The 13515-nt window shown below is 42.9% G+C and carries 9 protein-coding genes; 8 read left to right on the forward strand and 1 reads right to left on the reverse strand.

Features of this window, described 5'->3' with window-relative positions; all coding sequences use genetic code 11:
- The first annotated feature begins 16 nt into the window (after nucleotides 1-16).
- Complete coding sequence (locus tag LEP1GSC047_RS11830) at nucleotides 17-949, forward strand: ABC transporter ATP-binding protein (RefSeq protein WP_010413261.1); 933 nt, start codon at nucleotides 17-19, stop codon at nucleotides 947-949.
- Entirely contained in the window at nucleotides 946-1707 is a 762-nt protein-coding gene (locus LEP1GSC047_RS11835; protein WP_010413259.1) for an ABC transporter permease, read from the forward strand. Before LEP1GSC047_RS11830 ends, LEP1GSC047_RS11835 begins: the two co-directional genes overlap by 4 nt.
- A gap of 31 nt (nucleotides 1708-1738) precedes the next feature.
- On the opposite strand, the gene LEP1GSC047_RS11840 is transcribed toward LEP1GSC047_RS11835, so the two are convergent.
- Nucleotides 1739-2650: an AraC family transcriptional regulator gene (locus LEP1GSC047_RS11840; protein WP_010413257.1), complete on the reverse strand. Its 912-nt coding sequence runs from the start codon at nucleotides 2648-2650 to the stop codon at nucleotides 1739-1741.
- Nucleotides 2651-2778: 128 nt separating this feature from the next.
- On the opposite strand from LEP1GSC047_RS11840, the gene LEP1GSC047_RS11845 reads away from it, so the two are divergent.
- The 6 genes from LEP1GSC047_RS11845 (at nucleotide 2779) to LEP1GSC047_RS11875 (ending at nucleotide 13073) form a co-directional block, all read left to right on the forward strand.
- On the forward strand, nucleotides 2779-3630 hold the full coding sequence (locus tag LEP1GSC047_RS11845; RefSeq protein ID WP_010413255.1) for an NmrA family NAD(P)-binding protein: 852 nt from the start codon (nucleotides 2779-2781) through the stop codon (nucleotides 3628-3630).
- A 403-nt stretch (nucleotides 3631-4033) separates the two neighbouring features.
- Nucleotides 4034-7015, forward strand: a complete 2982-nt coding sequence (locus LEP1GSC047_RS11850; RefSeq protein ID WP_010413254.1) for a SpoIIE family protein phosphatase — start codon at nucleotides 4034-4036, stop codon at nucleotides 7013-7015.
- Nucleotides 7016-7832: 817 nt separating this feature from the next.
- Nucleotides 7833-9485 (forward strand): outer membrane beta-barrel protein, encoded by a 1653-nt coding sequence (locus LEP1GSC047_RS11860; RefSeq protein WP_010413252.1) that lies wholly within the window; start codon nucleotides 7833-7835, stop codon nucleotides 9483-9485.
- A gap of 42 nt (nucleotides 9486-9527) precedes the next feature.
- Nucleotides 9528-10328, forward strand: a complete 801-nt coding sequence (locus LEP1GSC047_RS11865; RefSeq protein WP_010413250.1) for a hypothetical protein — start codon at nucleotides 9528-9530, stop codon at nucleotides 10326-10328.
- A gap of 311 nt (nucleotides 10329-10639) precedes the next feature.
- Complete coding sequence (cobT, locus tag LEP1GSC047_RS11870) at nucleotides 10640-12382, forward strand: nicotinate-nucleotide--dimethylbenzimidazole phosphoribosyltransferase (RefSeq protein WP_238325567.1); 1743 nt, start codon at nucleotides 10640-10642, stop codon at nucleotides 12380-12382.
- A 94-nt stretch (nucleotides 12383-12476) separates the two neighbouring features.
- A complete protein-coding gene (locus LEP1GSC047_RS11875) occupies nucleotides 12477-13073 on the forward strand; it encodes a TMEM175 family protein (protein ID WP_010413246.1) in 597 nt (198 codons plus the stop codon).
- Nucleotides 13074-13515 lie beyond the last annotated feature (442 nt).

Raw genomic sequence — 13515 nt, forward strand, 5'->3', positions numbered from 1 at the left:
AAAAGGAAACGAGTGAATGCAAATAAAATCCGTAGTCTCGATCAAAAATCTTTCTAAAACCTACGCCTCCGGGTTTCAAGCGTTAAAGAACGTAAACTTGGAAATTCGCGATGGGGAAATTATCGCCTTATTGGGACCGAACGGAGCCGGTAAAACTACGTTGATCTCCATCATCTGCGGCATAGTAAATCCGAGCTCCGGTTCGGTTACCGTCGCAGGATATGACATCATTCAAAATTATCGACAAACCCGTTCTTTAATCGGACTCGTACCCCAAGAACTGACCGTCCACGCATTCGAAACCGTCTGGGCGACGGTTAGTTTCAGCCGAGGCCTGTTTGGAAAATCGCCGAATCCCGCCTATGTGGAAAAAGTGCTAAAATCTCTATCGTTATGGGAAAAGAAAGATCAAACGATCATTACCCTTTCCGGAGGCATGAAACGACGGGTATTGATCGCTAAGGCTTTGGCCCACGAACCGACCGTATTGTTTCTAGACGAACCTACTGCCGGTGTCGATGTGGAACTGAGGAAAGATATGTGGAATATCGTGCGATCGTTACGCGACAACGGAGTTACGATCATTTTAACGACACATTATATAGAAGAGGCCGAAGAGATCGCGGATCGGGTCGGAATCATAAACAACGGAGAATTGATTCTTGTCGAGGAAAAAAGCGAGTTGATGCACAAGCTCGGAAAGAAACAGATTATCATCGACTTAATATCATCACTCAATTCGATCCCAAGCTCTCTCGGCGATCATGAATTAGAAATCGCTAATAATGGCCTACAACTCGTCTACACTTACGATAGCAACGGGAAACAAAACGGAATCACTTCTTTCTTGGATGACCTCCGGATGGCAGGCATAGGTTTCCGGGATTTGAATACCACCCAGAGTTCTTTAGAAGAGATCTTCGTTAAATTAGTAAAGGAGTCCAAATGAATTTTCACGCAATCAAAGCGATTTATATTCTCGAAATGTCACGGACAAGAAGAACTCTAATGCAGAGTATCGCCTCCCCCGTTATTTCCACTTCGCTATATTTCGTCGTATTCGGTTCCGCCATCGGATCCAGAATTCAGGAAGTGAACGGGGTCGCGTACGGATCCTTTATCGTCCCGGGGCTCGTAATGCTTACCCTATTGACGGAAAGCATTTCCAACGCGTCCTTCGGAATCTATTTTCCTAAATTCACCGGAACGATTTATGAAATCTTATCGGCTCCCGTCTCCAGCTTGGAAGCAGTACTCGGTTTCGTGGGTGCAGCCGCTACCAAGTCCGTCATCCTGGGCATCATAATGTTAACGACCGCGTCTATGTTTGTCCCCATAAGAATCGCGCACCCGTTTCTAATGGCATTTTTCCTACTCTTAACCTGCATATCGTTCAGCTTATTCGGTTTTATTATAGGAATCTGGGCCGATAACTTCGAAAAACTGCAAGTCATTCCCATGCTCATCATTACTCCATTGGTGTTTTTAGGCGGAAGTTTCTATTCCGCGAATATGCTTCCACCGTTTTGGCAATCCCTAACGCTCTTTAATCCGGTACTCTATTTAGTCAGCGGTTTTCGTTGGAGCTTTTTCGAGATTTCGGATGTAAGCGTGGAAGTAAGCTTAGCAATGATTCTCTTATTCCTAACCGGCTGCTTGGCCGTAGTGACCTGGATTTTCAGAACCGGATATCACATTAAGAAATAGTGATCTTCTCGAATCGTCGAAAGCGATTCCGCTAAGCTCCCAGTTTCATGCGAGATCCGTCTTCGAATCTCGGCGAAGATCCGTAAATTCGTTTATACGCCTTGGAAAAAGCGAACGCGGATGAGTAGCCGACGGTTCGGGCGACTTCTTCCAAAGTCGTATTCTGTTCCCGAAGCAACGCCTTCCCTTTATCGATCCGAAGTCTCGCGAGATAATCCATAGGAGTGCAACCCAGAACCTCCCGAAATCGGTTCGCCAAAGAAGCTCTGGAAATCCCGACGACTCGGGAAAGTTTTTCCAATGTCCAACCGTGGGACATTTTTTTATGCAGAGCTTCCAATACGGATAAAATTTTTTCATCCTTAAAAACGGTTCTCCACCCCGGCGAAGAAGACGGGTGAATTTCCAGCCAATGTCGAATAACGTAGTACAAAAGAATATCCGCAAGTCTTTGCAAAATCAAATCCGATCCGATGCCGGAGTCGATTTCTTGAGAAATTAAAACCAAGGTCGTTTGCAACGGATGATGGGAGGAAATTTCACCGGACCGTACCAGTATATGGTCGGGGAGCTCGAAGAAAAAAGGATGTTGAGGAAAGTCGGGCACTTCGTATCTAACGGAAACAAAAGTCGTTAAAGGGACCTTATTCGGCTTAACTTCTTTCACCGCCATGTCTCTGAATCGTAGGATATTCATCGCTTTTTGGTCGGGTGACGATACGAGATCATGATCAAAACCTTTCGCAATAAATAGGATATCTCCCTTTTCCAAACGTATCGATTTACCTTTAAATCGTACATAACAGGAGCCTTGCGAAAGCATATGAAATCCTCCGCTCCTATTACAAGGGAACTGTAATCCCCACGCCTTATACATGGAAGTTCTGGCTAGCAAATCCGCTTTCCATCTGGCACCGGTCAATATTTCGGAAAGTAAGTCCATTATTACAGTATCCATCAACATATCTAAAAGTCTATCTCATTATACGATTGGATATGTCTTTTAGATTCACGGATATAGCCAAAAATTAAGAACCGGAGTATGATTCCGGTATAGGAGAGCAAAGAATTATGAAAATTTTCGTATACGGAGCCAGCGGCCTCGTCTCTGGCTTTATCGTGGATCTACTTTTAGAGTCGGGACACGAGGTATATGCCGGAACCCGCAACCCTTCCGCAGGTGTCAAAAAACCGAATCTGCATTGGGTTTTTGCGGATGCCCTGCAACCGAATAAGGGTCTAGACGTTTTAGAAAAGGTGGACAGGGCATTTTTTCTTTCTCCACCGGGCTATACGGATCAATATGCGATTCTAAATCCTTGGTTAGAGAAAGCTAAATTAAGAAAATTAGATAAAGTTGTCCTAATGTCGGCAATGGGAGTGGATCACGCACCCCCCGAAGCTCCTTTTAGAAAACTGGAAATCGCATTCGAAAATTCCGGATTACCTTTCACGATCCTGAGGCCGAACTGGTTTATGCAGAATTTCCATACTTTTTGGATTTCGGGAATTCTGAAGGATAAGAAAATCTATTTTCCCGGAGGTGATGCAAAGACCAGCTTTATAGATGCCAGGGATATCGCATCCTCGGCAGTATCCGTTCTTTTAAACGATTCGTTTAATGGAAAAGGAATCACGCTCACCGGACGCGAAGCATTGACTCATAGAGAAGTAGCCGATAAAATTTCAAGTGCTACCGGATTAGCCGTCAGTTACGTAGATATAAGTCCAGAAGACTTTAAAAAAGGGTTATTGCAGGCGGGTCTCTCGGAAGATTACTCGAATTTTATGGTGTACATCGCCGGAGCGCTCAAAGAAGGCTATTCTTCGCCGGTACTCACAAGCGTCAAAGAGTTGACCGGAAAAGAACCGATACGATTCGACCAGTATGCTTTAGACCATAAAGCGGCCTGGTTAAACTAGATCCAAGGGAGAGCGACGATATCGAAGCTCTCCCCTTTCGACGCCTAATAAATCGGATATGCGCAAGAGAACCTAGAACGTCGCTTACGCTAAAAATAGCCTCCCGCCATGGTGGACATCCTGCCGCAAAAATGTCAAATCCTCGATACACCGAACAGATTAATCACAAATATATATAAAATTTCTGATGAAAGTTCTGAACCCTCGCGCCTAACTGTCCGGCGACGAATCGATACCGAAAGAAGAATCCTTTTTTTCGCACAATCCTTCGACTTAAATATGATTTCTCAAGAGGAACATAACGCAATTTAGAACATCTCTCTTTCATTGCGATACCGAGTCGACGGGTAAAATGGAATCAACTTGACTTTCATTATTTTCCCCCTACTCTTACAGATCCATCATGTATGATTCAATTTTGTTTTCTCATCATGCTATCGGCGTTTTTTCCCTTTTTCTTTTAACCTGCGTTCTCTCCGGATTTCTTATCTTCAAAAAGAACAAAACGCTTCCTACATATTATTTAATTATAATGTATCTTGCCTATGGAACTATGTTCCTCGGGTATTTTATTTCCTATTCCTTGTTTGATCCGATTTCCGCGTATCACAGATACTTAACGGTGTTCATGATATTCGGAATCATCGCCTTTATAGGATTTTCCTATAATTTTCCCGAAAATATCCATCCGAAAGAATCTAAAATCGTCCTTGTCCTTAGCCTAATCGTCGGACTAGGAGCTTGGCTTCATTTTATTTTTAAAACGTACGGCAAAGAGAAAGTCTTTTCGTTTACCGCCCACCAATTCAGCTTCGATTTCGGGAAGGAAGCTAGTGCGGTTATTCTTTTATGCTTTATCATAAGCATAATTATACTGGTTAGAAAGATTCTCTTCTATTCGTCTTACTCCGGTGTTCTTCAAAGATGGAAAAACAATTTTGCGGAATCCGATTCGATCGTCCGCATTCCGATCCGGTTCGCGCTAGGACTTCCGATCGGACTTATCAAAATCGTTTTTGCAAAAGGAAAAGAGGCGATCGCTCTACGCGCGTTCCTATTCACTGTCGTATTAAATATTTTAAATGCTTACAATAACTTATTAAACAAATCGGGAGCGATTTCCTACGACACGTTCGCAATCGCGTATTTTATCTTATCGGTAATCGCGATCTTCTTTATTCAGAGTGCATATTTGAATCATTCACCCGAACCCACCAGCTTTATGGTGAAAATTCTCTCAAGCGCGGTCGTTAGTTTGATCTTAGCACTAGGAGCCATCAGCTACGTAACCGTCTTTGCAATCGACAAGGCTAACGAAAAAGAAAACATCGTGGAAATGAATGCCGTCAAAAAAGCGATAGAAAATGGAGACACCGTATTTCCTAATAATGTTAAGTACGTCCTTTCCCGAAAATCCGGCCCCGGCTTTTTTGATCATAATTATCGCATAATATTCTCGAATGATTCCTCCTTCAATTCGTCTACGTTACGGGATGGCGAAGCCAGATACAAAAGGCAGGAACTCCATGAATTGATGGAACGAAACAAGAATAAATACAGAAATAAAACGGAGAGTGAAATTCTATCTCTTTCCTCGGATGAGTTAAACCGCATTCAACTACCTCTTCGGACTAGATTGTATAGAATGGCCGGAAATTTCTATACGCATTATGACTTTGAGATCGGTGGCACCAGATACGAGGTGGGATTTAGTTATTATGAATTCCGAGAGGTCATCCATAATGTGGCCCGCTGGCTAGTCTTGATACAACTAGGAACGACTATTTTTATTTTGATATCTTTTCCGATATTGCTGCACGTTAGTCTGGTCAATCCTTTGAATAAATTATTATCCGGGGTTGAAAAAGTGAATCACGGCGATTTAACCGTCAATGTTCCGATCAAAACCATGGACGAAATAGGTTTTCTGTCCCTTTCCTTTAATTCAATGGTCGACTCGATCCGGACTGCGAGGGAGGAACTTCAAGACCACGCGGACCATCTAGAAGAAAAGGTGGAAGAAAGGACCAAAGAAGTTCAGGAAAAAATGCGGGAAGTCCAGCAGTTAAAAATCCAGCAAGACGGCGATTACTTCCTGACCTCTTTACTAGCGAAGCCGCTTTTTTATAACGCGAATAAATCCACAGCAGTGAATACGAATTTCATAATTAGGCAAAAGAAGTATTTCGAATTTCGTAATAAACAAGGCGAACTCGGAGGAGATATCTGTCTAACCGGAAATTTGAGACTGGGTACTTCCGATCGATTCAAAAAATACACGATGGCGATGAACGGCGACGCGATGGGAAAATCGATGCAAGGCGCCGGCGGCTCCTTGGTGATGGGAGTTGTTATGAACTCCATCATGGCCAGGTCGGCCGCAAATAAGAGAGTATTAAACAGAACTCCCGAAGAATGGTTAACCGACGTCTATCACGAAATTCATTCGGTATTTAAAAGTTTTGACGGAAGTATGGTCATCTCAGCCACGACAGTATTAATCGACGACGAAAGCGGCGAAATGTTTTATTGGAATGCGGAGCATCCGTTTTCGGTCCTGTATCGGGACGGAAAAGCATCCTTTATCGAAACGGATCTAGAGCTTAGGAAGTTGGGGCTGGATTCGGAATACGAATTTAAGGTCAAAAAGTTTCAATTGCATACTGGCGATGTCATCATCCTTGCTTCCGACGGAAGGGATGATCTTTTAATAGGCACTGATAACGGAAAGAGAATCATTAACGAGGACGAAACGATTTTCCTCGGAGTTGTGGAAAAGGCGGACGGCCAAATCGACGAAGTCGATCGTAATATTCGGTTAATCGGAGAGATTATAGACGATTTATCCATACTTCGGATCGGTTATCAGGAGACGGGAGCGCCGATTCGTACGAACGGAAACTCCGAGAGAGACTATTCCGAAGAAAAAACAACCTTACAGGATCTATATAAAGAAGGAAGGGAGTTATATAAAAACGGGGAAGTGCAGAAGGCGATATCCATCCTTCTGGATGCATATACGACCGATTCCTCTAATCAAAGACTAAATAAACTATTAGGTTTGATGAGTTTCAAAGAAAAAGATTATCCGTTAGCCGTAAAAGTTCTAAGCCAATACCTATCTTACGACCCGGACACGGCGGAACTTTGGCATTACCTTTCGATTGCGGAAAAACGATTGGGAAATCTTGCAAACGCCTTGGAAGCCGCAACGATGGTGAATAAACTCCAGCCTTTAAACGTTCAGAATTTAATACATCTTTCGGATCTAAATCGCCTATTAGGAAATAAGGATGAAGCTATCGAATTCACGAAAACCGCCGAAGAAATCGATCCGGAAAACAAGAATGTAAGGAAACTGAAAAAACTTTTGGAGATCGAATGAAGGGAAACCGATTTCTTTGCCGGTAAGATAGGAAGGCAAAATCCCGAGTATTCGACCGAATCGTTCACACGAGCATCCATTCTGTCTCTTATCAAAAATGAAAGATTTCGCATAAGAAATTTTGATACGCGAAATTAGCTGCCATATTTTTTATTTGACTCCACGTCTATATAGGCCTAGCATGATGTGAGCCCACTGTTTTCTTTCCTAGATTACAATTTTGTGAAAAAACAGGATTCTTTCGTGTTCGCTTTGATCGGAAGTATCGAGAAGAACAAAAGCAATTTCCGCCGTTTTACGGCGCTTGCATATGACCCGTTTTATTTATTCAATTTTCCTGCTCGCGATATTTTTCTTAAATTCGCCGAATGATATCCAGGAACGGATCCTTCAAGCCGATCTGGCCTGGGTAAAGAGCGGTTCCGAAAGAATTTCAGTGCCGTGGCGGAAGTATAAACTAAATTACTTCGCCAACGTCCTGGCCGTCTTCGATCAGAACGAAGGAAGCCAGCAAGTCGAGAAAGACAAGGCAAATCATCTCGATAGTCGAGTTTTTGCCCGAACTTTGACTTTTTCATTTTTAGTATTCCGCGACATTCCTTTTAAATCCTTCCGATGCATTTCGAATCTTTTTTCGAGACCGCCCCCCGAATCGATCCTTACCTAAGCGATCTCGATCGTTCACTGCGAGTACGTATGTCGATCCATCCGGCATCCGGACACGTAGTCGAAAAAATGCCATCGTTCTCGCCGAGCGATTTTATTCCGAATGTTGAGTAATGTCTGCTTCAGAAGTATTCAGGAAATTATCGTCCATATGAAATTCGTAAAAAAAATATTCTTCCTTCTATTGATTCAATCTATCGCGATATTCCCGGTCGTCGGACAGGAGGAAATCAAAACCGAAGAAGCCGCGGAAAAACCTCCGGAAAAGAAAACCGAAGTGAACGAATCAGTCCGGCAAAAATCGGATGCAATCAAGTCTGAAGCCGGAAAACTTCTCGATTCGTTGGATATCCATGGATTTGTGGACGTATATTACCAAGATAATAATAATCAGTCGTCCGGAACTCAGACGGACACTTCTCGCGGTTTTGAAACGTACAATCTTCAATTTACGATCAATCTTATCAAATTAGAAATCCAAAAACTTGCGGACAAAAAAGACCCTTGGGGTTTTCGCCTAGATTTGATGAACGGAACGAATACGATCTACCAGGAAGTTCCTCGCAGCCAGACGAATTCCATTAATAACATGAACGCATTTCAACAGGCGTACGTGTCTTTTTATCTGGATTATCATAAAGGATTTACCGTCGACGTCGGAAAGATGGCGACACACATGGGATACGAAAGGATAGAATCTAAGAATAATCCGAATTATACGATAGGAGCGATATTCTTTAATACCACATCTTTCCTACATACGGGTGCGCGCATAAAGGGTAAAATCACCGATGATTGGGATGTCGCATTCTATCTTTATAATAGCGGATTGGGTTCAGGATATCAAAACGCGTCTTTCCTTACTTCTACGAATCCGGCATCCAACCCGACCAACACGAACATAGTGATCGACGGGTTCAGACAACAAAAAGCCTACGGAACACAAATTAAAGGAAATATAATTAATGATAGATTAATATTCACTTACAATACTCTTTTTAGCAGCGATAATCCGTTTGCAAGACAAAACCCGTCCCAAGTTTACTTGGGACAAACGATTAACTCCCAGTCGGGAGTCCAGAATTCGGCTCCCGTTCAATCGCGGGGAAAATTCTTTCAAGATATGTGGAATACCAACGAAGTCATACTTTCCCTCGGATTAACGGAAAACTGGACGGTAGATTTGGATTGGGTGCACGGCGAAAAAGGAGGAAGCGTATCCACGAACAATTCGCTTCTGCAACAGGAATACAATCCGAACGGTGTCATCAACGCATCCACATTATTAACAGGGCAAACTACACCCGTGCATATCAAATCGATTTACAACGCCTACGGAATTTGGTCAAAGCATAAGATCAACGAGAAGCTGGAGATAAACGGAAGATTCGAATACATCGACGATAAAAGTAATAACGGGGCTTTAATTTCGGGTCCGGGCGTCGCCGGTAATCCGGCCGAAAAGCAGTACGAAAAAGATTTTTACGCGAACGCGGCCGACATCATCCTTCAATCTTTGAACTTAAATCCTAACGCACCGGCGTACGGACCCAACAGCCCATTAACTCTGCACACGGTCTTCGTAGAGCGAATCGATAAAAATCAAAGAGACTACTCGGGGTTTCGAAATTACGGACAGTACCATACGTTGACCGTCACACCAGTCCTGAACTGGACGCAAAATCTACAATTTAAACTAGACGTCCGGAGAGACTGGGCGGATGGCCTACAATTCGTGGATAGCGGCGGGCATCGTCTTAACTATCAAAATGGGCTTACTCTTGGAATCGTCGCAAAATTTTAATTACTACTCGTTATTTTTCGTCGTATATAAGGATACAAACCTTTGAACAAAAAATATTTCCAATATATTCTTAATATATTTCTGTTCATTACTATCATTATTCTCCCTTCCGGCTTTTTGTCCGCACAACAGGATCTTTTCAATGTTCCCGCCATGAAAATCACCGAAAAAGGAAAGAACTTCGTACAAGAACAGATTATTTTTTATCCGGTTCAAACCCAATTTGATACGACCTATGTACGCGGTTTAGGAAATAATCAAGAGATCGGATTTAGCGCGTTTAATTATTTTTTAACCGCTCCGTATACGAATAGCCCGGCGACGAATATCTCCGCTTCGTTAGGGCCTTATCCGACCGCAGCGCCGAATTTTCAATTCGTTTATCAAAAGAAATTCGAACCTACGGAATATTTTCATGTAAGCGTAGGAACAAAGACCGGAATCGCCTCCGGTGCCACTCCCGCAAGTAGCACCTTCGCCACTTATAATTTCGTGGTAACCTCGACTCGGATAGAAAGTCTTCGTACAACCCTCTTTGTCGGCGCTTATTCGGGAAATCCCGCTTTTTTCGGATATTATAAACATCGACTTTTACCCGGCTCCGAGTCGAGTATCAGTCTTGTAGGAATGATGTACGGAATAGAAGTCGATGTCGTCCCGGAAAAATTTAGGCTGGTTTGCGATATGATCGCGGGAGTAAACTCGGTCGGAGTATCTGTCTGCGGTTTTTCTTACGATTTTAACAAATCGTATTTCATTTCCGTAGGATACCAAATTCCGAATCCGAAGGATGGCACGTTCAATCCGCATGCTTTATTAATCGAATTGAACGCATATTTTTAATCCCCTGCTGAATCCTCGGATTTCCTTCACTTTCGATTTTCAGAATGCGTTATGTTTTAAATCATAACTGTCGTCCCGCTTGTAGCGGAAATAAATCGACATGGATCACAAAACAAGATAGAAGCGTCCTATCGGAATTTTAAAAAGCCGTTTTTTCGGCACTATGCGCTTTGATTCTTATCAAAGTAGACTGTACGTTGAGGAATGCACGAGTTCGAGTTCAATTGAGCGCCGGGAATATTCCCGATTATCCGAAGAAGGAGCTACGATTTTTAGATGATTTTGAATTTTCCTTACCAACTATGGAGTTTATGAACGGCGAAGCTGACCCCTCTTCCAGAATAAAGCATGAAGACTTTACGGATTCCGAAAAGGCCTCCGTCTATAAGGCAATATATAGTCGCAGGGATATCCGGGCTTATACGAATCATCCTATCGAGGATGACATTATTTATAGACTGTTGGACGCCGCACACCATGCTCCCTCGGTCGGATTTATGCAACCCTGGAATTTCGTGATCATCGAGGATATAACGATAAGAAGAAAAATTTACGATCATTTCTTAGAGGTAAACGAGCGAGCGGTAAATCGGTATCAGGATGATCGTAAAGTAAAATATTCGTCGCTCAAACTCCAAGGAATCCTGGACTCTCCGATCAATATACTCTTCACTTGCGATCGAAATCGCGACGGTGAAAACGTTCTTGGGCGATCCACAAATAAGGATACGGACATTTATAGTACATGCTTGGCGGTCCAAAATTTTTGGTTGGCCGCAAGGGCGGAAGGACTGGGCGCGGGGTGGATGAGTATTCTCGAATCCGGGTTCATTCGCGAATTATTGGAAATCCCCGAGCATATTTTGCCGATCGCATACATGACTTTAGGTAAACCCGTATGGGTACCGAAAGAACCGATGCTCGAGTCCGTGGGATGGAAACATCGGGAAAATCTCCATGACCTTATTTTTAAGGATAAATGGGGAATCAAGCTTAGCCCAAATTCGCTTGCGCGAGACGTTTCGAAGGAAACTCAAAATATCTCCCCGCAAGAGCGACTTGACTCGCTCACCAAACCCAAACATTCCCTGGGTTTCATCGAAGAGTGTATAATAAAACTAGCAACTATTCAGCAAAAACAATTTCCATCGTCCAAGGAAAAGGCGATTTTCCTGTTTGCGAGTGATCATGGAATCGCTTCGGAAGGAATAAGCGCCTATAATAGTAATGTAACCGCGCAGATGATGTATATGTATATCGCCGGAGGAGCCGCGATCAATTCGATAACCCGAAAAAACCAAATCGATCTAGTTTTATTCGATATGGGTATTAATCACGATTTCAATAATGCGCCGGGAATGCAGCATTTGAAAATCAGAAACGGAACTAGGAATTTTTTGGAAGAGCCGGCGATGACGCAAGAAGAAGTGGAGCTTGCCTTTGAAAGTGGTAAAGACGTCGTTAAAAAATTCGGGACAAAATACGATATGATCGGTCTCGGAGAGATGGGCATCGGAAACACCACGGCTTCCACCGCAATCGCCTCTATTATTCTAAATAAGGATCCTTTAACTCTTACCGGGGAGGGTACCGGGATCGGCAATTCCACTGTATTAAAGAAAATTGAAATTATTCGAAGAGGGATTTTGAAGCATAAAGGTCGGACTTCGAACGAATGGCAGGCCCTGATTTGCTTCGGCGGCTATGAAATAGCGGCTATGGTTGGAGCGATAGAAGAGGCGTATTCCTTAGGTATTCCCGTCGTATTGGACGGTATGATCACTAGTGTCGCTGCCTTAATCGCGTATAAAAGAAATCCCGAAATCGTTTCAGTATTATTCGCCGGTCACCTTTCAAGGGAGCCCGCTCACCGGTTTATATTAAACGAATTAGGGTTAAGACCTGTATTAGATTTGAACTTAAGCCTTGGAGAAGGATCCGGATCCGGGCTTGCGATGGGAATTTTGGATACAGGATGCGCTCTTTTTCGAGAAATGAAAACTTTTGAAGAAGCGAATATTCGATTTGCAGAAAACGAAGACGCTCGACTTTAAGAAATCGATCAAAATCAAATGATAAAAAAAACGGATCATATTGCCGATCCGCCGTTCAATTATACGAAACCGTAATAGACGTAAGAGGAATGAGATGACTAAAACAAGAATGGAGGCTTTCAGCGACGCCGTTTATGCGATCGCTTTGACGATTCTAGTTCTCGAGCTTAAAATTCCGACGGTTGAACCCGACCGACTCTTTCAGGCGACTCTGGGCCAATTACCCAAACTTTTCGCGTTTATACTAAGTTTTCTTATCGTTGGACAATACTGGGTCGCTCATCATTCGATGCTTAATTTAATTAAGCGGGTCGACCACGCATCACTGTGGCTGAATTTATTACTATTATTGTTCGTTTGCTTTATCCCCTATCCGGCGGGAATATTGGGCGAATATCCATATAGCCAATTTGCAATTATCTTATATTCGGTCAGCCTTTCATTCGTAAATATAGCCGGTGCCGCTTTTTGGATATATACAACCCGCCAGGAGGAAAATACGATCGGAGTAAATCGGGAATATAGAAAATACGTAATTTACATTCATCTGTTTCCGTTAATCCCGTATACGATGGCGATTTTATTTACCTTTTATTCGATGACGGTTTCGTATATTCTTATAGTGTTCGTCCTGATATTATTTATCATTCCCAATAGATTTATAGTAAGAACTCCCCCGCCGTTACCGTAGGCAAATCGATCCTTGTCGACGAAGATTCTTCCGAATAAGCGAAATTCGTTGTGGAAACGCTAAAACCTAGGCCATCGGTTACAACGAATTTTAGTCTTCAATAGTTTCGGGATTTGACTAAATTCCGTGAATTCTTAATAAAATGAAACAAGCTCGAAAGTTTCCCGTAATTGGAATTGAGGCCGAAACCTTGGTAGCGTATTCAAGCCTCGTACGATTAAAGTTTCCAATAAGGTTCCTAAGATCAGGAAGCCTTGAACTTTGAAATTTTCAACTCTTTTAACTTCTCCCTATCGACATGCTTTCGGTTCCGGAACGGAAAGAATTATCTAAAATCAAATCAGTCCGCTTTTTACTCGGTTTTCTATACGGAAAAATCGGGAAATATTTTCCGAAAGGACCGGCGACCCAGTTCCGAAAATACCGGAACTTGGTCATGAAG

The organism is Leptospira inadai serovar Lyme str. 10 (assembly GCF_000243675.2).
Classification (GTDB): Bacteria; Spirochaetota; Leptospiria; order Leptospirales; family Leptospiraceae; genus Leptospira_B; species Leptospira_B inadai.

Excerpts from the sequence above, each read along its gene's own strand:
- LEP1GSC047_RS11830 (WP_010413261.1), top strand. The coding sequence starts at position 17 with ATGCAAATAAAATCCGTAGTCTCGATCAAAAATCTTTCTAAAACCTAC.
- LEP1GSC047_RS11835 (WP_010413259.1), top strand. The coding sequence starts at position 946 with ATGAATTTTCACGCAATCAAAGCGATTTATATTCTCGAAATGTCACGG.
- LEP1GSC047_RS11840 (WP_010413257.1), bottom strand. The coding sequence starts at position 2,650 with ATGGACTTACTTTCCGAAATATTGACCGGTGCCAGATGGAAAGCGGAT.
- LEP1GSC047_RS11845 (WP_010413255.1), top strand. The coding sequence starts at position 2,779 with ATGAAAATTTTCGTATACGGAGCCAGCGGCCTCGTCTCTGGCTTTATC.
- LEP1GSC047_RS11850 (WP_010413254.1), top strand. The coding sequence starts at position 4,034 with ATGTATGATTCAATTTTGTTTTCTCATCATGCTATCGGCGTTTTTTCC.
- LEP1GSC047_RS11860 (WP_010413252.1), top strand. The coding sequence starts at position 7,833 with ATGAAATTCGTAAAAAAAATATTCTTCCTTCTATTGATTCAATCTATC.
- cobT (WP_238325567.1), top strand. The coding sequence starts at position 10,640 with ATGAACGGCGAAGCTGACCCCTCTTCCAGAATAAAGCATGAAGACTTT.
- LEP1GSC047_RS11875 (WP_010413246.1), top strand. The coding sequence starts at position 12,477 with ATGACTAAAACAAGAATGGAGGCTTTCAGCGACGCCGTTTATGCGATC.